Here is a 21,510-nt window from a genome sequence, read left to right on the forward strand (position 1 = left end):
ACCCTCAAGTTGCACCGCCCTCGGGCCGATACATCAGCCATGTCACATGACCTGCTCAACCGCATCGATCAGCGCACCCGGCTGGCCGGCCACAACCGCCTGGCCCTGCTGCTGTTCCGCCTCGGGGGACGTCAGCTTTTTGGCGTCAACGTGTTCAAGGTCCAGGAAGTCCTGCGACGACCTGCTCTGTTCCAGGTGCCCGGCCTGCCCAGCCAGTTCTCCGGTGTGGCTGACGTACGTGGCCGCTCGGTCCCCGTGCTCGACCTGGGCGAGGCCATCGGCCATCCCGAGCGTGATCCCGCCAGCGGTGGTCCCGGTTACCTGGTGGTGACCGAGTTCAACCGTTCCATCCAGGGTTTCCTGGTCAGCGGGGTTGAGCGCATCGTCAACATCGCGGTGGAGGACATCCATCCGCCGCCGGAACTGGGTGCTGAATCAAGCTACCTCACTGCTGTGACCCGTTTCCAGGGCGAGCTGATCCAGGTCATCGACGTGGAAAGCGTGCTGGCCGACATCGCCCAGGTGCGCGGTGAAGCGGTCCTGGACCCGACCATGGCGATGCCAGCCGAGGGCCCGCAGCTGCAGGTGCTGGTGGTGGACGACTCGCGTGTGGCCCGCCAGCAGATCCGCAGCGTTCTGGATCAACTGGGCGTCGGTGCCACCCTGCTTTCCGACGGGCGCCAGGCGCTGGACCATCTGCTGCAGATCCACGCCTCGGGTGAGAATCCGGCCGAGCGCTACGCGATGGTGATCTCGGACATCGAGATGCCGGCCATGGACGGCTACACGCTGACCACTGAGATCCGCCGCCACCCCGGGCTGGCCGGTCTCTATGTACTGCTCCACACCTCTTTGTCCGGCGTGTTCAACAACGCCATGGTCGAGCGCGTCGGGGCCAACGCGTTCGTCGCCAAGTACTCGCCGCACGAGCTGGCCGACTTCGTGCTCGAACGGCTGCGTATCGTCGCCCAGCAGCAGGCCGCGTAAAACGCCCGTCGCGATCTGGCCGGACGGCAGCCGACCGTGGGGTCGGCTACCGGGCGCGATCGCTCACGTCGCTTTGGCACGCCACTTGCAGCACTCCGGGCATCGTCCCCACGGGAGTGCGTGATGCGCAACCTGATTACCGATTATCTGGGCCTGCATGCCCAGGCCATGCCGTTGCGCGAGCAGCGCATGAAGCTCATCGCCAGCAACCTGACCAACGCCGACACCCCCGGCTACAAGGCCCAGGACCTGGATTTCGACGCTGCCCTGCGCAGCGCCCAGGGCCAGGCCGGCAACGGCCTGATGCGCACCACCCATGAGCAGCATCACGCCCTCAACGCGGGGCTCAACCCGTTCCAGATCGAGCGCGCCGGGATGCAGCCCAGCATCGACGGCAACACCGTCGACCCCGACCAGGAACGCGCCGCCTACGGTCGTGCAGCGCTGGAATACCGCGCTTCGTTGAGCTTCGTCGAAGCCAAGGTGCGCTCGATGCTCACCGCAATCACGGGGCAGTAAGCCATGAGCAATCTCCCGATCTTCGATATCGCCGGCTCGGCACTGCAGGCGCAGTCGGTGCGCATGAGCACCATCGCCTCCAATCTGGCCAACGCCGATTCGCTGGCCGGCTCGCCCGATGCGGTCTACAAGCCGCTGGAACCGGTCTTCCAGGCGGTCAACAGTCGCACCGACCCGAACATCACCACGGTGCAGGTGAAGGAAATCAGCCAGAGCGAGGCGGCACCGATCAAGCGTTACGAGCCGGGCCATCCGCTGGCCGATGCCGATGGCTACATCTACCAGCCCGACGTCGATCCGGTCGCGCAGATGGTCAACCTGATCTCGACCTCCCGCAACTATCAGGCTGGTGTGGAAATGCTGACCACCGCCAAGGAACTGGCGCTGGCGACCCTGACCATGGGTCGCTGACCCCGCACGCTGACAGGACCTATCAATGACCACCGTCAACCAGACCAGCCAGGACGTCTACAGCGCGCTTGGCCTGACCGCGCCCAACGGCAATGCCAGCAGCCGCAAGAGCACCCTCGACCAGGCCGACTTCCTGCGCCTGATGACCGAGCAGCTGCAGCACCAGGACCCCCTCAAACCCATGGACAACTCGCAGATGGTCGCGCAGATGGCGCAACTGTCGACAGTGCAGGGCGTCACCGATCTGAACAACACGGTCAAGGGCTTCCAGAGCGCGATGGCCAGCGACCAGGTGCTGCGCGGGGCCGCACTGGTCGGCCACGATGTGCTTGTACCCTCCGAGAAGATGATGCTGGAAAAGGAAGGCAGCGCCAGTGGCACGGTCGCCGCGCCGGGCGCCGGCTTTGTGACGGTGGACATCACTGACGCCAATGGGGTCAAGGTCAAACAGCTAAGCGTCGAGGCCAAGGCATCCGGCGAGGTGGCCTTCGAGTGGGACGGCACCGATGCCAACGGCAACCGGATGGCCCCGGGCACCTACACCATCGCGGCCACCCACGCGGCCACCAATGGTACCGAGACCAAGCTCTCCACCTACGTGCAGGCCCCGGTGGAAAGCGTGACCGTCGGCTCGGACGGGCTGTACCTGAACCTGAAGGGCCTGGGCACGGCCCCGATCGACTACGTGCTCCGCGTCAGCTGAGCCGCACCCAACGCATCCACGAGGATCATCCCATGGGCTTCAATATTTCCCTGTCCGGCATCAACGCCGCCAACAGCGACCTGAACGTCACCGCCAACAACATCGCCAACGTCAACACCACCGGCTTCAAGGAGTCGCGCGCCGAGTTCGCGGACCTGTTCCAGGCCACCAGTTACGGGCTGTCAAAGAATGCGATCGGCTCGGGCGTGCGCACCACCAACGTGGCCCAGCAGTTCATCCAGGGCAACAACGAGCAGACCGGCCGCAGCCTGGACATGGCCGTGTCCGGCGAAGGTTTCTTCACCCTGACCATGAACGGTGCGCGGGTCTACTCGCGCGCGGGCAACTTCCAGACCGACCAGCAGGGCTACGTGGTCAACCCGCAGGGTGCGCGTCTGCAGGTGTTCGCTCCCACCGCCGACGGCTCCAGTTTCGACGCTGGGCGCATGACCGACCTGCAGCTGTTGACCACCGACAGCCCGCCGCGCCAGACCAGCATGGTCAACGTCAGCTTCACCCTGCCGGCAAACGCCAAGCAGCCAACGGTGACCCCGTTCGATCCGACCAATTCGAACAGCTACAGCCACTCCACCGGCGGCATCACCGTCTATGACTCGCTGGGCGTCAGCCACACGCAGACCTCCTACTTCGTCAAGACCGCCACGCCGAACCAGTGGGAAGTGCACAACTACGTCGACGGTCAACCGGCCGGCGACGCCGTACCGCTGACCTTCTCCGACACCGGGACGCTGACCGCCCCGGCCAACGGCCGCATCGTCATGGACCCGTTCACCCCCAGCACCGGTGCCGGCGAGCTGGCCATGACGCTGGACCTGAGCGGCTCGACCCAGTACGGCGAGCAGTTCGCGCTGCGCAATACCGCCCAGGACGGCTATGCGGCCGGCAAGCTCAACGAGATCACCATCTCCGAAGAAGGCGTCGTCTTCGCGCGTTACTCCAACGGCGATGACCGTGCGCTGGGCCAGGTGGCGCTGACCACCTTCAACAACCCGCAGGGTCTGCAGGCCAAGGGCAACAATCTCTGGGCCGAGACCTTCGACTCGGGCACGGCCCGCACCGGTCAGCCGGACACGTCCAACCTGGGCAAGATCCAGGCCGGCTCGCTGGAGTCCTCCACGGTCGACCTCACCGAACAGCTGGTCAACATGATCACCGCACAGCGCAACTTCCAGGCCAACGCGCAGATGGTCAGCACCCAGGACCAGATCACCCAGACCATCATCAACATCCGTTGATGACCCCTGACCCGCATCACGGAACCTGACCATGGACAAGGCCCTCTATGTGGCGATGACCGGCGCGCGCGCTTCCCTGCAGGCGCAGGGCACGCTCTCGCACAACCTCGCCAATACCGACACGCCTGGCTTCAAGGAAGCGCTGGCCAACACTGAAGCGTTTCCGGTCCGCGGCCAGGGCTTCGCCTCGCGGGTTGATGCCCTGCACGTGGATGCCGGGTTCAACCGACGCCAGGGGGCCCAGCAGATCACCGGCAATCCTCTGGACCTGTCGCTGCAGGCCGGTAACTGGCTGGCGGTCCAGTCCCCGCAGGGTGACGGCGAGGCCTACACCCGCGGCGCGGCGCTGTCGCTGACGCCCAACGGGCAGCTGGTGACCTCCGGCGGGCATGCCGTTCTGGACGACAACGGCAACCCGATCGCGATCCCGCCGCACCAGGCGATGGAAATCGGCAACGACGGCACGATCTCGATCGTGCCGCTCGGCGAAGGCCCGCAGACGATGGCGATGATCGGCCGGATCAAGGTCGTCTCCGCCGCAGACGAGCGGCTGCAGCGCGGGCTGGATGGACTGTTCCGCAACAACGACCCGCAGCAGCCCTTCGTGCAGGCGCAGGGCAAGTCACTGGAGAGCGGCCAGCTGGAGGGCAGCAACGTCGATGCAGCTGGCGCGCTGGTGCAGATGATCCAGCTGCAGCGTCAGTACGAGATGCAGGTGAAGGTGCTCAAGCACGGTGACGACAACGCCCGCTCGGCCAACAGCCTGCTGCGCCTGAACGGCTGACGGAATTCCGTCACCGCCGTGGCACGGGGCTTGCACTGTCTTCGTGCAGGGCTCCCCGCAGCGCATACGGCAGCTGCGCATCACCTACCGCACAGGAAATCGATATGAACCAGGCATTGTGGATCGCAAAGACCGGATTGGATGCGCAGCAGACGCGCATGTCTGTGGTGTCCAACAACCTCGCCAACACCAACACCACCGGCTTCAAGCAGGACCGTGCCAGTTTCGAGGACCTGTTGTACCAGCAGGTCCGTCAGCCCGGCGGCGCCTCCTCCGCGCAGACCCAGCTGCCCACGGGCCTGCAGGTCGGTACCGGCGTGCGCGTGGTCGCCACCGCCAAGAACTTCGAACAGGGCAGCCAGCAGCAGACCGGCCGCGCGCTGGACGTGATGGTCAATGGCCGTGGCTTCTTTGAGGTGCAGATGCCGGATGGCAGTTCGGCCTACACGCGCGATGGCGCGTTCAAGATCAACCAGGACGGCCAGCTGGTCACCAACAGCGGCTACCCGGTGCAGCCGGGCATCCAGATTCCCGAGGGCGCGCAGAGCCTGACCATCGGCAACGACGGTACGGTCAGCGTGAAGATGGCCGACGACGCCGCCACCGTCGAGATCGGCGCGCTGACCCTGACCGATTTCATCAACCCTGCGGGCCTGCAGGCCCGTGGCGAGAACCTGTTCCTGGAAACCACCGCCTCCGGGCCGGCACAGAACGGCAACCCCGGTCTCAATGGCCTGGGCAACGTGGTGCAGGGCGCGCTGGAAGGCAGCAACGTCAACGTGGTTGAAGAGCTGGTGTCGATGATTGAAACCCAGCGCGCCTACGAAATGAACGCCAAAGCGATCTCGACCACCGACTCGATGCTCGGCTACCTCAACCAGAACGTCTGATCCGTCCTTCCGGGATTTCACCCATGACGCACGCTTCCGCCCTCCTCCGCCTGAGCCTCGCCGCCTGCGTGGTCGCCCTGCTGGGCGGCTGCGTGATCGCCGGCGACGTCCGCCCTTATCCCGCCATGGCGCCCATCGCGCCGATCATGCCGCAGCAGGCCGCACCGACCGCCGGAGCCATCTATGCTGCCGGCCCCGGGCTGCAGCTGTACGGTGACCGCCGCGCCCGCGATGTCGGTGACCTGCTGACGATCACGTTGTTGGAGTCGACCAATGCCTCCACCACTGCCAACACCAAGACCAGCAAGGAGTCGAACGTGGCCATCGCCAGCCCGACCCTGTTCGGCGCGCCGGTAACGCTCGGCGGCAAGGACATCCTCGGCGCCAGCGCCAGCGGCAGCCGCGACTTCACTGGCCAGGGCAACAGCGCGCAGAGCAACCGCCTGCAGGGCAGCGTGACCGTACAGGTCATCCAGCGCCTGCCCAACGGCAACCTCGTGGTGCAGGGGCAGAAGAACCTGCGGCTCAACCAGGGTGATGAACTGGTCCAGGTGCAGGGCATCGTGCGACCGGCCGACATCAGCCCGGACAACAGCGTGCCCTCCAGCCGCGTGGGCGATGCGCGCATTGTCTACGGCGGCCGCGGTCCGGTGGCGCAGTCCAACGCCATGGGCTGGCTGAGCCGCTTCTTCAACTCTGCCCTGACCCCGTTCTGAGCCTGCCGCCATGACCCGAATTTCCCTCACCCGCATCCTGCTGCTGAGCGCGCTGATCTGGCTGGCCGTCATCGCGCCCGCCAGCGCCGAACGCATCAAGGACCTGGCCCAGGTCGGCGGCGTGCGCGGCAACGCGCTGGTCGGCTACGGTCTGGTGGTCGGCCTGGACAACAGCGGCGACCGTACCAGCCAGGCGCCGTTCACCGTGCAGAGCCTGAAGAACCTGCTTGGCGAACTGGGCGTCAACGTGCCGGCCGGGGTCAACCCGCAGCTCAAGAATGTAGCCGCCGTTGCCATCCACGCCGAGCTGCCGCCGTTTGCCAAGCCGGGCCAGCCTATCGACGTGACCGTGTCCTCTATCGGCAACGCAGTGTCGCTGCGCGGCGGCTCGCTGCTGATGGCCCCGCTGAAGGGCGCCGACGGCCAGGTCTATGCGATCGCCCAGGGCAACCTGGTGGTGGGCGGCTTCGGCGCACAGGGCCGCGACGGCTCGCGCGTATCGGTCAATATTCCCAGCGTGGGCCGCATTCCCAACGGCGCTACGGTCGAGCGTGCCCTGCCCGATGTGTTTGGCGCTACCGGCGAGATCACCCTGAACCTGCACACCAACGACTTCACTACCGTCTCGCGCATGGTGGCCGCCCTGGACAATGCGTTCGGCCCCGGTGTCGCCCGCGCGGTGGACGGTGTGACCGTCGCCGTGCAGGCACCGACCGACCCCGGTGCACGCATCGGCCTGCTGGCGCGCATCGAGAATCTGGAGCTGACCCCCGGCAGTGCGCCGGCCAAGGTGGTGGTGAACTCGCGTACCGGCACCGTGGTCATTGGACAGCAGGTCAAGGTCGGGCCGGCGGCGATTGCCCATGGCTCACTGACCGTGACCATCCAGGAAGGCGTGGCGGTGAGCCAGCCCAACGCCTTTGCGGGTGGACAGACCGTCGCCGCGCCCACCTCGACGGTGACCGCGACCAACGATGGCAGCCGCATGTTCAAGTTCAACGGCGGTACCTCGCTGGATGAGATCGTGCACGCGGTCAACGCCGTCGGCGCAGCGCCGGGTGACCTGATTGCGATTCTGGAGGCACTCAAGCAGGCCGGTGCGCTGAGCGCCGAGCTCGAGGTGATCTGACGTGCGCATCACTCCCGCCCTCGATCTCAATCCGGGCCGCGCCCAGGACCCGGCACAGATCGACAAGGTTTCGCGCCAGCTCGAAGGCCAGTTCGCGCAGATGCTGATCAAGAGCATGCGCGAGGCCAGCTTCGGCGACTCGCTGTTCCCCGGCGAAAACACCTTGTTCCGTGAGATGTACGACAACAGGATCGCCGAAGCCATGACCCGTGGGCGTGGACTGGGGCTGTCCAGCGTGATCGCCCGCCAGCTCAGCGGGCAGCAAGGGCAGGCGCCGGCGCTGGACACGCAGATCGACCCGGCCAGGGCCAGTCGTGCCTATCAGCTCAACGCACCGGCCGAGCTGCCTGCGGCGCTGCCGCTGGAAGACCGTGGCCAGGCCGTGCAGGTACTGAAGCAGATGGCGCAGGGCAACCAGCACGCCGTGCAGCGCCTGCAGGATCCGATGCAGGTCGGCATGGAGCAGACCCTGGACCTGATTGCCGGGCGCGACAGCAGCAGCCTGCACCAGGCCATCGGCATGGACGACCCGTACGCCGCCCCGCAGCAGACCGACGCAGGCAACGCTGACTGGGCTGTGAGCAGCGACCAGTGGCAGGCCACAGCCAGCAACCGCGGCAGCATCCCAAGCGCCCGCGATGCCATGGCCAGCCACCAGGCCGTGGCCCAGCTCGGCGCGCACACGCCCGAAGGGTTTGTCGCCAGCATCTGGCCACATGCCCAAGGTGCAGCGAAGGAGCTGGGGGTGGATCCGCGCGCGCTGGTCGCACAGGCCGCGTTGGAAACCGGCTGGGGCAAGCGTCAGATCAAGCATGGTGATGGCCGCATTTCGCACAACCTGTTCGGCATCAAGGCCACCGGCTGGAAGGGTGACCGCGCCACGGTGGGTACCCATGAAGTCATCGGCGGTGTGCGGCGCTATGAGACTGCTGCGTTCCGCAGCTACGGTTCGCCTGCCGAGAGCTTTGCCGATTACGTACGGCTGCTGAAGAACAACCCGCGCTACCAGCGTGCTCTGCAGGCAGGCACCAATGTGGTCGGCTTCGCCCGTGGTCTGCAGCAGGCCGGCTATGCCACCGACCCAACCTACGCCGCCAAGATCGCGTCCATCGCGGGCGGCCGCACCATCGGTCGCGCCCTTGCGGCGATCAGCGATGCCGGCGGCAGCGCCGGCCAGACCTTCGCCAGCGCGACCCAAGTGGCCGCGCTGGGCACCACCCGTCGTTAAGGAATCCCATGCCCAGCGTACTCTCTACCGGTACCAGCGCCCTGCTCGCCTTCCAGCGCGCCCTGGCCACCACCAGCCATAACGTCGCCAACATCAACACGCCCGGCTACAGCCGGCAGAAGGTCGACTTCGCCACCGCCGACCCGCAGAGCCTCGGCTACGGCACGATGGGCAACGGCACCCGGATCACCGACATCCGCCGCGTTGCCGACCAGCTGGCGATCTCGCGCCTGCTCGACGGCAGCGGTGAGCTTGCGCGCCTGAAACAGTTGTCGAGCATGGCCGACCGTGTCGATGCGCTGTTCTCCGACACGGCCACCAACGTGGCCGGTGTCTGGTCTAACTTCTTCGACGCGGTCAGCGGGCTGTCTTCCAACGCCTCGGCCAGTACCAACCGGCAGAGCATGCTCGACAGCGGCGGCACGTTGGCCAGCCGGTTCTCGCAGCTCAACAGCAACCTCAACAATCTCAGCCAGGAAGTCAACAACGGGTTGCTGGCCGGTGCCACCGAGGTCAACCGGCTCGCGGCTGAGATCGCCCAGCTCAATGGTGTCATCGGCGGCAATGTGGACACCGCCGCGCCCGATCTGCTGGACCGCCGTGACCAGCTGATCGCCAACCTGGTCGGCTACACCGGCGGAACAGCGGTGATCCAGGATGGCGGCCTGCTCAATGTCTACACTGCCGGCGGCCATCCACTGGTGGTGGGCACCACCGCCAGCAAGGTCACCACGGTGGTCGACGCGTTCCAGCCCGAGCGCCTGCAGATGGCGCTGGAGACGCAGGGGCTGAAGATCACCCTGGACCCGAAGGCGCTGGGCGGTCAGATTGGCGGGCTGCTGGAGTTCCGCAGCACCGTGCTGGACCCGGCGCAGGCGGAACTGGGCAAGCTGGCCATCGGCCTGGCAAGCAGTTTCAACGAGGTACACCGCCAGGGTGTCGACCTGTATGGGCAGATGGGCGCGGACTTCTTCGACATCGGCAGCCCGCGGGTGACCACGCATGCGAAGAACACCGGTACCGGCAGCGTGAGTGCCAGCTTCGGCGATCTCGCCAAGCTGGATGGCCACAATATCGTGCTCAGCTTCGATGGCGGCAACTGGGTGGCAAACCGGGCCGACACAGGCGCCAACGTGCCGCTGACCGGCACCGGCACCGCAGACGATCCGCTGCTACTCAACGGTGTGGCACTGGTGACCGGCGGTACGCCCGATGCCGGCGACCGCTTTCTGCTGCAGCCCACCGCCGGTGTGGCCGGCGGAATCAAGGTAGCCATCTCCGATACCTCGCGCATCGCCGCAGCCGCACCGGTCAAGGCAGGTGCGACCCTGAGCAATACCGGCACGGGCAAGCTCGGCAACGTCAGCGTCACCGACGCGGCCAATCCGGCGCTGCGCAATGCTGCCAACATTCTGTTTACCGATGCGTCCACCTACACCATTGATGGTGCCGGCCCGTTCACCTACACCCCCGGCCAGACCATCAGCGCCAATGGCTGGAGCGTAGTGCTCGACGGCGCGCCAAAGGCGGGTGACAGCTTCAGCATCACTCCCACTCCGGTGGGCTCGTCGGACAACAGCAACGCGCTGGCGATGAACCAGGTCGAGAATGCCAAGGTCTTCAACGCTGGCACCATCACCCTCAACGGCGCGCTCGGCGGATTGACCACACAGGTCGGCGCGGCCGCCCGTGCGGCGGAGTATTCGCTCAGTGCCCAGCAGGTCATCACCGACCAGGCACAGGCTCGCCGGGATTCGATTTCCGGCGTCAACCTGGATGAAGAAGCGGCCGACATGCTCCGGCTGCAACAGGCCTACCAGGCGGCATCACAGTTGATCTCCACCGCAGACACCATGTTTCAGACCATTCTGGGAGCCGTGGGCCGATGAATGACCGCATCTCCACCAATATGATGTTCAACCAGTCGGTCTGGTTGATGATGAACAAGCAGGCCAAGCTCAGCCACCTTGAACGTCAGATCGCGACCGGCAGCCGGCTGGTCAGTGCCAAGGACGATCCGGTGGCCTCCGGTACGGCAGTCAGCCTGGACCGCAGCCTGGCGGCGCTTGACCAGATGAAGCTCAATGCCGGCAACCTGCAGAACCGCCTTGGCCTGCAGGAAAACACCCTGGCCCAGATCAACGACCTGATGGGCCGGGTAAGCGAGCTGACCATCCAGGCCAGCAACCCTGCGCTGGGCGAGGCCGACAAGAAGTCGCTGGTCACCGAGATCGAGCAGATCCGCGATGGACTGCTCTCGCTGGCCAACAGCACCGACGGCACCGGACGCTACCTCTTTGGTGGCACGCAGGACGCCGATCCGCCGTTCAGCCAGGTCGGTGGCAGCATTGTCTACAGCGGCGACCAGACCCAGCGCCAGGTACTGATCGGCCCTGATACCTACGCCAAGGACGCACTGCCGGGCAGCGAGATCTTCCTGCGTATTCCCACCGGCGACGGCAGCGTGGATGGCGGCCCTGCTGCCACCAATACCGGCAGGGCCGTGCTCACCAACATCACCCGCGACGGCACCGGCAACTGGAGTGGTCAGGGCTTCAGCGTGCGGTTCACTGCCAGCGACGCCTACGAGGTGGTCGATGCCAATGGCACGGTGACCGCCACCGGCACGCTCAAGGCGGGTGACGAGATCGTGGTGAACGGCGTGCGCCTGCAGCTCGATGGCGAGCCTGCCGTCGGTGACAGCTTCGACGTGAACGCGGCCGGCAGCCGGGACATCTTCGCCACGATGGATGGGCTTATCGGAGCGCTAAACAGTGATGTGGGCACCCCTGCCCTGCTCGCTGCCCAGCAGAACAAGCTGCAGAGCGCACTGCGTGACGTGGCCAGGGCCTCGGAGCGGATGATTGACGGCCGCGCCGCAGGTGGCGCGCAGCTCAAGGCGGTCGACAACGCAGCGGACATGCGTGAGTCCAACGCGGTGACGCTCAAGACAACGCTGTCGGGCATGCGCGACCTGGACTACGCCGATGCATTGAGCCAGTACCAGCTGGAGCAGACCGCGCTGCAGGCGGCGCAGACCATCTTCACCCAGATGCAGCAGATGTCGTTGTTCCAGCGCCTGGGCTGACCGCCCCCCCCCCACCCTGCTGTCTTGCCGAAGGCCGCGATGCTCCGCATCGCGGCCTTTCTGTTTTTCACCGGCCGACGCCGGGTCACCTCGTGCAGCCGAAAGGAATCAGAAGTGTCAGTGCCAACGCTCCTCGCCCAGCGGGGGCAAGGAACGCAGATACGGATTTCGACCAATTCCGCTAAAGAACCCTGACTGTCGGCCGCTACCGCGCCCCGGCACAAATCCGCTTCCAGGCCCATGAAAACAAAGGATTTTCGCAAAAACCGAATTCCGGCTAAAGGTTGTCTGGGGGTCGCCGTTATTCATTTGGCACGGCGAAGTGCACGACCAACACATAAATCAAACGGCGGCACTTCGCTTTCACCAACGGGTTCCAAATAAGAGGAGACGACCCCATGGCACAGGTAATCAACACCAACACGATGTCCCTGAACGCTCAGCGCAACCTGAGCACCTCCGGTGCATCGCTGGCCACCACCATCCAGCGCCTGTCTTCCGGCCTGCGCATCAACAGCGCGAAGGACGACGCCGCCGGCCTGGCCATCAGCGAGCGGTTCAGCACGCAGATCCGCGGCCTGGATGTGGCCATCCGCAACGCCAACGACGGCATCTCGCTGGCCCAGGTCGCCGAAGGTTCGCTCAGCGAAGTCGGCAACAACCTGCAGCGCATCCGCGAACTGGCCGTGCAGGCGTCCAATGCCACCAACTCCAAGAGCGACCGCGAAGCGCTGCAGGCCGAAGTCTCGCAGCTGATGAGCGAAGTGGACCGCGTCGCCAAGCAGAGCGACTTCAACGGCACCAAGCTGCTCGATGGCAGCTTCACCAGCCAGCTGTTCCAGGTGGGCGCCAATGCCGGCCAGTCGATCGCGATCAACAGCGTGGTCGATGCCCGGGCCGACGCGCTGGGCACCACGCGCTTTGCTGATGCCACCGATGGCACCGCGGTGACCGTCTTCACCGAACTGGCGGGCGTTTCGATCAATGGCGTGGCCATCGGCACCATCCCGGCTGCCGACGATGCCGAAGCCTTTCTCTCCGGTGCGGCCGCCGCCATCAACAGCAAGCTGAGCGAGACCGGCGTGTACGCCAAGGCCATCACCCTGGCCGGCGGCGAGCCGGCCCTGCAGCTGGTGCCGGTCAAGGCCGACCAGGATCTGTACATCAACGGTGCCGCCAACCTGGGCCACGCCAACTCCACGGCTGCCGCACCGACCGCCGCCGCCGCCGATGCCGACGCCAGGCACGTCTCCAGCCTGGACATCACCACCTACGAAGGTGCGCAGCAGGCACTGGAAATCGTCGACAAGGCGCTGGAATCGGTCAACAGCGTGCGCGCCGACCTCGGCGCCATCCAGAACCGTTTCACCTCGGTGGTGGCCAACCTGCAGACGTCCTCGGAAAACCTGTCGGCCTCGCGCAGCCGCATCCGCGATACGGACTTTGCCAAGGAAACGGCCGAACTGACCCGCACCCAGATCCTGCAGCAGGCCGGCACCGCCATGCTGGCCCAGGCCAACCAGGTACCCCAGAACGTGCTCAGCCTGTTGCAGCGCTGACATCGAGGCGCCCCCGGGGCACGTCGGGGGTGACTGACTTCACTCACGTGCAACTGCTCAAGGACCTCTCCTCATGGCACAAGTCATCAACACCAACACGATGTCACTGAATGCTCAGCGTAACCTGAGCTCCAGTGGCGCCTCTCTGGCCACCACCATCCAGCGCCTGTCCTCGGGCCTGCGCATCAACAGCGCCAAGGACGATGCGGCTGGCCTGGCGATCTCCGAGCGCTTCGGTACCCAGATCCGCGGTACCGATGTGGCCATCCGCAATGCCAACGACGGCATCTCGCTGGCCCAGGTCGCCGAAGGCTCGCTGACCGAGATCGGCAACAACCTGCAGCGTATCCGTGAGCTGTCTGTCCAGTCGGCCAACGCCACCAACTCCTCCAGTGACCGCCTGGCGCTGCAGTCGGAAGTTGACCAGCTTGTCAGCGAGATCGACCGCGTCGCCAAGCAGAGCGAATTCAACGGCACCAAGCTGCTGGATGGCTCGTTCTCCAGCCAGCTGTTCCAGGTCGGTGCCAACGCCGGCCAGGCCATTGCAATCGACAAGATCACCAACGCCCAGGCCGAGTCGATCGGCACCTCGACCTTCGCTCAGAACGGCGTTCTGACCATGGGCGCGGCCACCGCGCTGACCAGCGGTGAGATCACCGGCATGCAGATCGGCACCGTCAAACTGGACACGATCAAGTATGAGCAGGGCGCCAATGACGCAGGCACCGTGGCCAACGCCATGAATGCCACCATTGCGGCGATCAACGCCAAGATGGGCGAAACCGGCGTCTATGCGCAGCAGACCAACAACGGCGCCAGCCCGCCGGTGTTCACGGCTGGCTCGATCACCCTGACCTCGGTCAAGGCCGACCTCAGCGCGGCCGACATCGCGGCACTGGCCGTTACCGGTGGTGGCACCAGCGTCACCGCGGCCACCCAGATCGCGGCAGGCACCACCGCTTCGACCCTGAAGGACGTCAAGATCACCGACGTCGCTGGTGCGCAGAAAGCACTGGAAATTGTCGACAACGCGCTGCAGTCGATCAACAGCACCCGTGCCGACCTGGGTGCCGTGCAGAACCGCTTCACCTCGGTGGTGGCCAACCTGCAGACCTCGACGGAGAACCTGTCGGCTTCGCGCAGCCGCATCAAGGACACCGACTTCGCCAAGGAAACCGCCGAACTGACCCGCACCCAGATCCTGCAGCAGGCCGGTACGGCCATGCTGGCCCAGGCCAACCAGGTGCCGCAGAACGTGCTCAGCCTGCTGCGCTGATCACACCGGTGTGATCGCCGCCGGCGCCTCGCGCACCGGCGGCAACTGAACCTCTCATCTGCCAAGGAATACCGTAATGGCACAAGTCATCAACACCAACACGATGTCCCTGAACGCTCAGCGCAACCTGAGCTCCAGTGGCGCCTCGCTGGCTACCACCATCCAGCGCCTGTCCTCGGGCCTGCGCATCAACAGCGCCAAGGATGATGCGGCAGGTCTGGCGATCTCCGAGCGCTTCGGCACCCAGATCCGCGGTACCGACGTGGCCATCCGCAATGCCAACGATGGCATCTCGCTGGCCCAGGTTGCCGAAGGTTCGCTGACCGAGATCGGCAACAACCTGCAGCGCATCCGTGAGCTGGCGGTGCAGGCTTCCAACGCCACCAACTCCTCCAGCGACCGTCTGGCCCTGCAGTCGGAAGTTGACCAGCTGGTCAGTGAAATCGACCGCGTTGCCAAGCAGAGCGAGTTCAACGGCACCAAGCTGCTGGACGGCTCGTTCTCAAGCCAGCTGTTCCAGGTCGGCGCCAACGCCGGCCAGGCCATTGCGATCGACAAGATCACCAATGCCAAGGCCGACTCGCTGGGCAGCAGCCTGTTTGCCAGCGCAACCACCACGGCTGCAGCAGCAACCGTTACCGAAACGCCGGCCGGCAGCGGTACGTTCACGTTCAATGCTGGCACAGTGGCCGACTTCTCCATCACCGCCAACGGCAAGACGGTGTCCTTCACCGGTGTCACCTATGAAGGTGGCAGCGCCGGTGACGAGGACGATGCCGAAGCTGCCAGTGTGGTGGCACAGGGCAATGCTATTGCGGCTGCCATCAACGAAAAAACCGCTGAACTGGGCGTAGCGGCCGACGTGGACAAGGACGGCAAGGTTACCTTGAGCTCGTGGAAAGAGGGCAAAGTTGGTGACCAGATCACCGCTACCGGCGTCACTCTGGCCGACGCTGATGCCTTGGTGGCAACCGACGCAAAGCACGCGGCTGACCTGAAGGTCACCAGCTACGGCAATGCGCAGCAGGCCCTGCAGATCGTCGACAAGGCACTGGACTCGATCAACAGCACCCGTGCCGACCTGGGTGCCGTGCAGAACCGCTTTACCTCGGTGGTGGCCAATCTGCAGACCTCGTCGGAAAACCTGTCGGCTTCGCGCAGCCGCATCAAGGACACCGACTTCGCCAAGGAAACGGCCGAGCTGACCCGCACCCAGATCCTGCAGCAGGCCGGTACGGCCATGCTGGCCCAGGCCAACCAGGTGCCGCAGAACGTGCTCAGCCTGCTGCGCTGATCACAATGAAACACCTTGGCCGCCCGCAGCCGCGGGCGGCCAGGTCGCCGGCAACGCACCGGCACCTCGTTGATCCGAACCTCCCGTACTTCAGGTCCGGGCCATGCTCCGCCCAGGGTGCTTCACCCCTGGCAAGGCCTGGCATCGCCCGCCCCTGCGGCACCTGCTTGTCAACGTTGTACCTCTTGGCTGAACCAACGGGCGGCTTCGTCTCCCCCCGATTATCAGTACCTGACCCCTCCCCTGCTTCGGGGGAGGGTTCTTTTTTCCGCGGCTGGTGTTCGTCTCCCCGCCCTGAAGTCACTGCAAGTGCCATGCCACAACCGGTGGTGCGACGCCTCGCCGCTGCGCTGGCACGCCACATGCATGACAGCACTGCATTAAAGACCAGGCGGCTGCGGCCGCTACTTTCGTTGACGCAGACCCGTGCAGCCCCAGGGCATGGCAGGGCAACAAGGAGAATGACGTGGCTGACTTTGGATACGGTGGCATCGGCTCGGGCCTGGATATTTCCGGGATGGTCAGCCAGCTCGTCGCCGCTGACCGCAAACCGGCGGACAATGCACTGAACCTGCAGCAGTCCAAGGCCAAGATGCAGCTCTCGGCGGTAGGCACGGTGAAGTCGGCGTTCGACACGCTGAAGACTTCGCTGACCGCCCTCAAGGCAGCCACGGCTTTTGACACCCGTACCGTGAGCGTGATCAAAGGCGGTACCGAGGACATTCTCACCGCCAGCGCAAGCAATGTCGCGGCCAACGGCACGCACAACATCGTGGTGGAGTCGCTGGCTGCCGCAGACAAATGGATTGCCGGCACTGCCATCAGCAAGACCAAGACCTTCGACGCCGGAACCCTGACGCTGACCGTCGGTGCCGGTACAGACAAAGCCAAAGATCTTTCGATCGAGGTCGAAAAGGGCGACACCCTGTCTTCGATCCGCACCAAGATCGAGAAGGCTGGCCGCGCCAACGGCGTGCAGGCCACCCTGATCACCTCTGGTGACACGCAGTATCTATCGGTGTCGCAGGAGAAGACCGGCGCCGCAAATGCCATCGCACTGACCTTCAAGGACGGTGATCCAGCGCTGCAGAGCCTGGCCGCCTCGATGACCCGCAACACCACAGCCGCCGATGCAAAGCTGACCATCGACGGCGTGGCGGTCAGCCATCCGGAGAACAAGGTCACCGACGTGGTGCCGGGTTTGACCTTGAACCTGACCAAGACCGGCGAGTCGAAGGTCACCATCGCCACGGACGTGGCGGCCGCGCGTAAGGTGATGAACGATTTCGTCACCGCCTACAACGGCGCGCTGGCAGCGATCGGCAACGCGACCAAGTACGACGCCGAGAGCGAGAGCCCGTCCTCGCTCACCGGCGATGCGCAGATGCGCGGAGCGTCGAGCCAGCTTCGCGGGCTGATGGGCAGCGTGCTGAAGGACCTGGCCGCAGCGGGGCTGGATGCCAAGACGCTTGGCCTGACCACCCGCGGCTACCCCAACGCCGACGGCAGCCTGACCCTGGATACCGCCAAGTTCGATGCTGCCATCGCCAGCCAGCCCGACGCGATCCGCCAGGCGATCACCGGCGACAACGGCGCGGCGACCAAGCTGTGGAGCGTGGTCGACGGCTATGTCAGCACCACCAGCGGCAAGGAGGGCGCCTTCGTCTCCCGCACCAAGAGCATCAACAACACGCTCAAAGACATCGAAAAGCGGCGCGACGCCTTGAACACGCGCATGGAGGGCGTTGCCGAGCGCTACAAGAAGCAGTTCCTCGCGCTGGACTCGCTGATGGGCAAGATGAGCCAGGTCAGCAGTTCGCTGTCCAACCAGCTGGCGCAGCTGGCCAAGTGACGACGGGCGCCACGTACCCTCAAGTAGGGTCCTGGCGCGCCGATATGGAAAGCAGTAGACACCGCAGCTGCCCTGCCGGACGCACCAGCGTCATCGGCGCCACGGCACTGCACCAAGGAGACACCTGCATGTACGGTTCCAGCCGTCAGTACGCCGATCAATACCGCAAGGTGGGCGTGCAGAGCGCCGTCACCGATGCCGACCCGCACAAGCTGGTCGCCCTGCTGCTGGCCGGGGCGCTCGAGCGCGTCCGCCTGTCGCTGGCGCTGCTCGAGCGCGGCGACCAGGCCCGCAAGGGCAAGGCGATCGGCGAGGTCTGCGCGATCATTGGCCATCTCAACGGCTCGCTCGATCACGAAGCGGGCGGCGAGATCGCGGCCAACCTTTCCTCGCTGTACGACTACGTGATGCAGCGGTTGACCGAAGCCAACCTGCACAACGATCCAGCGCCCCTGCAGGAGTGCCTGGAGCTGCTCGGCGAGATCGAGGGGGCGTGGAACGCGATACCGCACCACCAGCGTCAACCGGCTGTCGCCCCGTGAGCGTCCCGACGCCGGCCGCAGGCGCCCTGCCCCTGCTCGAGGCCCAGCTGCAGGCGTTCGCCGGCGCGCTCGACCGTGACGATTACCCACAGGCCAGTGCAGTGCTGGACGCGCACGATGCAAGCCTGTCTGCCCTGGACCTGCATGGCCTGGACGCCCAGCAGCTGGCGCGTGTGCGCGATCTGGTGCAGGCCCAGCAGGCACTGCTGCAACGCATGGGAAGCCTGCGGGATGCCGCGCGTGCCCACATCCAGATTGGGCATCAGTCCCTGCGTGCCGCCCACGCCTACCTGAGCGCAGAATCGCTGGCATGAACGATCCCGCCGCCCCGCTCATCCATCACCCGGCCGAAGCCGAGCTGTTCGACGAAACGCTGAGTTGTGATCTGGCTTTGCCTGCCGCATTCATCCGCGGCAGCAGCGTGACCCGCAGCAGCGCTGCCGAGCAGCTGCTGCGTACCATCGCGCTGGTGGAAGAAGGCCGCAGCGACGAGCATGACGAACGCGGCGAGTCCAGCCTTGCACTGCAGCGGCTGGATGCCAAGCTTGATTTGACCCTGATGCTGCTGGGCCGCCTGCTGCGTCAGCAGGGCGACCCACTGCCGCTGCGACCGCTGCGCTGGTCACGGCGTGGCATCCGTCTGGAACTGGGGCCCCGCAGCGGCGCCAGTGCGGGTACTGCGGGGGTAGCCCGCCTGCAGCCCAGTGATTGGCTGCCCGACCATGCCGATCTGCCAGTGGTCGTGCTCGCTGAGGCCGCCAACGGCGCTGGCGGGCATTATCTCTGGCTGCGCTTCGAAGAGCTTGGCGAGGGACTGGAGATGGCCATGGAACGTCACCTGTTCCGCGTGCACCGCCGACAGATCGCAGACGCACGTCGGCAGCGCTGAGCCAGGCCCCGCGCACCGAACCGTGACCTGTCGCTCTTGGCTAGTCGGGCCGGCTCCGCTAAGGTTGGGGCCCTTGTGACTATCCCCCGAGCCTGTGCGCGTTCTGATCGTCGATGACCATACGCTGGTCCGGGCCGGCCTTGGTCGGCTGCTGCAGGGTTTTGCCGACGTCCAGCTCGTGGCTGAAGCCAGCAACGCCGAACAGGCTCTGCAGTTGGCCCTGCAGCATGCACCCGATGTCGTGCTGATGGACCTTTCTCTGCCCGGGAGGACCGGGCTGGAAGCGCTTACCGACATCCGCGCGCGCGCGCCGGGCACCCGCGTGGTGATGATGACCATGTACGACGACGCCGCTCACGTGCGCGACGCCCTGGACCGCGGTGCCTCCGGCTTTGTGGTCAAGGATGCGGCGCCGGCCGAGCTGGAACTGGCGCTGCGGGCAGCCCACGCCGGTCAGGTGTTCCTGAGCCCGCAGATCTCGGCCAAGATGCTGGCACCCTTGCTGAGCAGGGAAAAACCGGTCGGCATCGCCGCGCTCTCCCCCCGCCAGCGCGAGATCCTGCGCCGTATCGGCACGGGCCAGAGCAACAAGGAAATGGCTGCCGATCTGGGGATCAGCGTTAAAACGGTCGAAACCCACCGCGCCCGCATGATGGAATCGCTCGGCTGCCGGCGTGCCAACGACCTGGTGCTGCTGGCCGCGCGCCACCAGAACGAGCTGGGCTGAGCGACCCCTGCGGACGCCGGTTTTCCGGCGCACCTGGCGCCGACGACGAGAGGCTGGCATGCCCTCGGGCGGCGTTTTCGACGGTTGGACGCCAATTTCCCGCACTACAGTCAGGGAATCCCCTACATCGCGTCGGGGATTCAACCAGCAGTCTCAGGCGCGCCCCTATGGTCTGATGGATGGCTCCGAAGCAAGATATGTTCCACAACACGCCGGGGACGCGTGCGCCGGACACCTGAACATGAAAACCACACTCAACGCCCAGCTCGGGCAGCAGCTGCACCTCACTCCGCAGCTCCTGCAGTCAATCCGTCTGCTGCAGCTCACCGGACTGCAGCTGGAGCAGGAGATCCAGCAGGCGCTGGACTCCAACCCGCTGCTGGAGGCTGAAGATACCGACCTGTCAGAGGTGGACGCCCCGCCTGCCCAGGATCCGGCACTGGATGCAGCCGCCTTCGATGAACTGCCCGAAAGCTCGATCTGGGACGTGCCCGGTGCCAGCTGGCAGGATGGCGACGATGATCGTATGGCCCGTGTGGCCAGCGGCGAGTCCAGCGACCCTCAGCTGCGTGTGCTGCAGCGTCTGGCGCTGGAACTGGCACCTCGCGAGCTGACCGTGGCCGCATTCTGGCTGGAACACTGCGACGAGGCCGGCTACCTGGATGCGCCGCTTGATCAGCTGACCCTGCTGGCCAGCGCCCACTGCGATGTGCCGGCCCATGAGGTCGAGGCGGTACGCCAGCGCCTGCTGCATGGCGAACCGGCCGGGCTGGCGGCAATCGACCTGGGCGAATGCCTGCGCGCGCAGCTGCATGAACTTCCCGGCACCGTGCCTGCACGCCATCTGGCTTCGCAGATTCTCGCCGCCGACCTGCAGGCGCTGGCCGCGCATGACTATCCGGCCCTGGCCCGCCAGCACGACGCTGAAACAGCGGATGTGATCGAAGCGGTGCGCCTGATCCTCTCGCTGCAGCCGCGCCCCGGCGACAGCCTGCAGCCCACCGTTGATGCCTCGGTGGTGCCGGACGTGCTGGCCTGGCACGCCGATGGCCAATGGCGCGTCGCGCTGAACCCCTCCAGCTGCCGCCGCATCAGCATCAATCGTCAGTACGAACAGGCGGTCACCGAGGCCGGCAACAGCAATCCTGCGATGCAGGACATGCTCGCCCAGGCACGCTGGCTCAGCCGCGGCCTGTTGATGCGTCACGACACCCTGCTGCGCACCGCGCGGGTGATCGTCGAACGCCAGGGCGCCTTCCTGACCCGTGGCGAGGAGGCGATGGCGCCGCTGACACTGAAGGAGGTGGCCGACGAAATCGGCATGCACGAGTCGACGATTTCGCGCATCACCACCGGCAAGTACCTGCAGACGCCACGCGGCACCTTCGAGTTGAAGCACTTCTTCGCCGTGCGTCTGGAGGGTGCCAGCGTCTCCGGGCAGGCCGTCAAGGCCATGGTACGCCGGCTGATCGAGTCCGAACCGGCCGACCGCCCTCTGGCCGATGAAGCCATCGCGGGCCTGCTATCGCGTCAGGGCGTCAACATCGCCCGTCGAACCGTCGCAAAATACCGCGAACAACTGGATATCGCCCCTGCGCGCGAGCGTCGCCGCCAGGTCGCCAGGCAACCGCTGATGGCCCATGCGGGCTGAGGAACAACG

21 protein-coding genes are annotated in these 21,510 nt (G+C 65.8%); all 21 read left to right on the plus strand.

Annotated elements, in window-relative coordinates:
* Positions 1 to 39 precede the first annotated feature (39 nt).
* The 21 genes from RZA67_RS08490 (at position 40) to rpoN (ending at position 21,501) form a co-directional block, all read left to right on the plus strand.
* The gene (locus RZA67_RS08490) at positions 40 to 987 is read left to right on the plus strand and encodes a chemotaxis protein (protein WP_317212284.1); all 948 of its coding nucleotides are present in this window, start codon (positions 40 to 42) and stop codon (positions 985 to 987) included.
* Positions 988 to 1,110: 123 nt separating this feature from the next.
* The gene (flgB, locus tag RZA67_RS08495) at positions 1,111 to 1,506 is read left to right on the plus strand and encodes a flagellar basal body rod protein FlgB (RefSeq protein WP_317212286.1); all 396 of its coding nucleotides are present in this window, start codon (positions 1,111 to 1,113) and stop codon (positions 1,504 to 1,506) included.
* Positions 1,507 to 1,509: 3 nt separating this feature from the next.
* Entirely contained in the window at positions 1,510 to 1,917 is a 408-nt protein-coding gene (gene flgC / locus RZA67_RS08500) for a flagellar basal body rod protein FlgC (protein ID WP_317212287.1), read from the plus strand.
* 25 nt (positions 1,918 to 1,942) lie between these two features.
* Positions 1,943 to 2,620, plus strand: coding sequence for a flagellar hook capping FlgD N-terminal domain-containing protein (locus tag RZA67_RS08505; protein WP_317212288.1), 678 nt, complete (start codon positions 1,943 to 1,945; stop codon positions 2,618 to 2,620).
* A gap of 32 nt (positions 2,621 to 2,652) precedes the next feature.
* Positions 2,653 to 3,876 carry a flagellar hook protein FlgE gene (gene flgE, locus RZA67_RS08510; RefSeq protein ID WP_317212289.1) on the plus strand — a complete coding sequence of 408 codons (1,224 nt, stop codon included), beginning with the start codon at positions 2,653 to 2,655 and terminating at the stop codon, positions 3,874 to 3,876.
* A 31-nt stretch (positions 3,877 to 3,907) separates the two neighbouring features.
* Positions 3,908 to 4,660, plus strand: coding sequence for a flagellar basal body rod protein FlgF (locus RZA67_RS08515; protein WP_317212291.1), 753 nt, complete (start codon positions 3,908 to 3,910; stop codon positions 4,658 to 4,660).
* A gap of 104 nt (positions 4,661 to 4,764) precedes the next feature.
* A complete protein-coding gene (gene flgG / locus RZA67_RS08520) occupies positions 4,765 to 5,550 on the plus strand; it encodes a flagellar basal-body rod protein FlgG (RefSeq protein ID WP_317212292.1) in 786 nt (261 codons plus the stop codon).
* Between the two features lie 23 nt (positions 5,551 to 5,573).
* A complete protein-coding gene (flgH, locus tag RZA67_RS08525) occupies positions 5,574 to 6,266 on the plus strand; it encodes a flagellar basal body L-ring protein FlgH (RefSeq protein WP_317212293.1) in 693 nt (230 codons plus the stop codon).
* Between the two features lie 10 nt (positions 6,267 to 6,276).
* A complete protein-coding gene (locus RZA67_RS08530) occupies positions 6,277 to 7,395 on the plus strand; it encodes a flagellar basal body P-ring protein FlgI (RefSeq protein ID WP_317212294.1) in 1,119 nt (372 codons plus the stop codon).
* Between the two features lies 1 nt (position 7,396).
* Complete coding sequence (gene flgJ / locus RZA67_RS08535) at positions 7,397 to 8,623, plus strand: flagellar assembly peptidoglycan hydrolase FlgJ (RefSeq protein ID WP_317212295.1); 1,227 nt, start codon at positions 7,397 to 7,399, stop codon at positions 8,621 to 8,623.
* An 8-nt stretch (positions 8,624 to 8,631) separates the two neighbouring features.
* A complete protein-coding gene (gene flgK, locus RZA67_RS08540) occupies positions 8,632 to 10,512 on the plus strand; it encodes a flagellar hook-associated protein FlgK (protein WP_317212296.1) in 1,881 nt (626 codons plus the stop codon).
* The gene (gene flgL, locus RZA67_RS08545; protein ID WP_317212297.1) at positions 10,509 to 11,711 is read left to right on the plus strand and encodes a flagellar hook-associated protein FlgL; all 1,203 of its coding nucleotides are present in this window, start codon (positions 10,509 to 10,511) and stop codon (positions 11,709 to 11,711) included. Before flgK ends, flgL begins: the two co-directional genes overlap by 4 nt.
* Positions 11,712 to 12,109: 398 nt before the next feature.
* Positions 12,110 to 13,270 carry a flagellin gene (locus RZA67_RS08550; RefSeq protein ID WP_317212298.1) on the plus strand — a complete coding sequence of 387 codons (1,161 nt, stop codon included), beginning with the start codon at positions 12,110 to 12,112 and terminating at the stop codon, positions 13,268 to 13,270.
* A 73-nt stretch (positions 13,271 to 13,343) separates the two neighbouring features.
* On the plus strand, positions 13,344 to 14,546 hold the full coding sequence (locus RZA67_RS08555; protein WP_317212299.1) for a flagellin: 1,203 nt from the start codon (positions 13,344 to 13,346) through the stop codon (positions 14,544 to 14,546).
* Between the two features lie 76 nt (positions 14,547 to 14,622).
* Positions 14,623 to 15,840: a flagellin gene (locus tag RZA67_RS08560; RefSeq protein ID WP_317212300.1), complete on the plus strand. Its 1,218-nt coding sequence runs from the start codon at positions 14,623 to 14,625 to the stop codon at positions 15,838 to 15,840.
* Positions 15,841 to 16,306: 466 nt separating this feature from the next.
* Positions 16,307 to 17,692 carry a flagellar filament capping protein FliD gene (fliD, locus tag RZA67_RS08565; protein WP_317212301.1) on the plus strand — a complete coding sequence of 462 codons (1,386 nt, stop codon included), beginning with the start codon at positions 16,307 to 16,309 and terminating at the stop codon, positions 17,690 to 17,692.
* A gap of 128 nt (positions 17,693 to 17,820) precedes the next feature.
* A complete protein-coding gene (fliS, locus tag RZA67_RS08570) occupies positions 17,821 to 18,234 on the plus strand; it encodes a flagellar export chaperone FliS (RefSeq protein WP_317212302.1) in 414 nt (137 codons plus the stop codon).
* Positions 18,231 to 18,548, plus strand: coding sequence for a hypothetical protein (locus RZA67_RS08575; RefSeq protein WP_317212303.1), 318 nt, complete (start codon positions 18,231 to 18,233; stop codon positions 18,546 to 18,548). Before fliS ends, RZA67_RS08575 begins: the two co-directional genes overlap by 4 nt.
* Positions 18,545 to 19,123, plus strand: a complete 579-nt coding sequence (locus tag RZA67_RS08580) for a PilZ domain-containing protein (protein WP_317212304.1) — start codon at positions 18,545 to 18,547, stop codon at positions 19,121 to 19,123. The genes RZA67_RS08575 and RZA67_RS08580 overlap by 4 nt, the downstream gene beginning before the upstream one ends.
* A gap of 94 nt (positions 19,124 to 19,217) precedes the next feature.
* Complete coding sequence (locus RZA67_RS08585; RefSeq protein WP_317212305.1) at positions 19,218 to 19,850, plus strand: response regulator transcription factor; 633 nt, start codon at positions 19,218 to 19,220, stop codon at positions 19,848 to 19,850.
* 241 nt (positions 19,851 to 20,091) lie between these two features.
* Positions 20,092 to 21,501 carry an RNA polymerase factor sigma-54 gene (rpoN, locus tag RZA67_RS08590; RefSeq protein ID WP_317212306.1) on the plus strand — a complete coding sequence of 470 codons (1,410 nt, stop codon included), beginning with the start codon at positions 20,092 to 20,094 and terminating at the stop codon, positions 21,499 to 21,501.
* Positions 21,502 to 21,510: the final 9 nt, after the last annotated feature.

It is taken from the genome of Stenotrophomonas sp. C3(2023) (assembly GCF_032911385.1).
In the GTDB taxonomy this organism is placed as follows: Bacteria; Pseudomonadota; Gammaproteobacteria; order Xanthomonadales; family Xanthomonadaceae; genus Stenotrophomonas.

Coding starts and splice junctions, on each gene's coding strand:
- flgC (WP_317212287.1), top strand. CDS start 1,510: ATGAGCAATCTCCCGATCTTCGATATCGCCGGCTCGGCACTGCAGGCG.
- RZA67_RS08560 (WP_317212300.1), top strand. CDS start 14,623: ATGGCACAAGTCATCAACACCAACACGATGTCCCTGAACGCTCAGCGC.
- flgG (WP_317212292.1), top strand. CDS start 4,765: ATGAACCAGGCATTGTGGATCGCAAAGACCGGATTGGATGCGCAGCAG.
- RZA67_RS08550 (WP_317212298.1), top strand. CDS start 12,110: ATGGCACAGGTAATCAACACCAACACGATGTCCCTGAACGCTCAGCGC.
- rpoN (WP_317212306.1), top strand. CDS start 20,092: ATGAAAACCACACTCAACGCCCAGCTCGGGCAGCAGCTGCACCTCACT.
- RZA67_RS08530 (WP_317212294.1), top strand. CDS start 6,277: ATGACCCGAATTTCCCTCACCCGCATCCTGCTGCTGAGCGCGCTGATC.
- flgK (WP_317212296.1), top strand. CDS start 8,632: ATGCCCAGCGTACTCTCTACCGGTACCAGCGCCCTGCTCGCCTTCCAG.
- RZA67_RS08580 (WP_317212304.1), top strand. CDS start 18,545: ATGAACGATCCCGCCGCCCCGCTCATCCATCACCCGGCCGAAGCCGAG.
- RZA67_RS08515 (WP_317212291.1), top strand. CDS start 3,908: ATGGACAAGGCCCTCTATGTGGCGATGACCGGCGCGCGCGCTTCCCTG.
- RZA67_RS08505 (WP_317212288.1), top strand. CDS start 1,943: ATGACCACCGTCAACCAGACCAGCCAGGACGTCTACAGCGCGCTTGGC.
- flgB (WP_317212286.1), top strand. CDS start 1,111: ATGCGCAACCTGATTACCGATTATCTGGGCCTGCATGCCCAGGCCATG.
- flgH (WP_317212293.1), top strand. CDS start 5,574: ATGACGCACGCTTCCGCCCTCCTCCGCCTGAGCCTCGCCGCCTGCGTG.
- RZA67_RS08555 (WP_317212299.1), top strand. CDS start 13,344: ATGGCACAAGTCATCAACACCAACACGATGTCACTGAATGCTCAGCGT.
- flgE (WP_317212289.1), top strand. CDS start 2,653: ATGGGCTTCAATATTTCCCTGTCCGGCATCAACGCCGCCAACAGCGAC.
- flgL (WP_317212297.1), top strand. CDS start 10,509: ATGAATGACCGCATCTCCACCAATATGATGTTCAACCAGTCGGTCTGG.
- fliS (WP_317212302.1), top strand. CDS start 17,821: ATGTACGGTTCCAGCCGTCAGTACGCCGATCAATACCGCAAGGTGGGC.
- RZA67_RS08490 (WP_317212284.1), top strand. CDS start 40: ATGTCACATGACCTGCTCAACCGCATCGATCAGCGCACCCGGCTGGCC.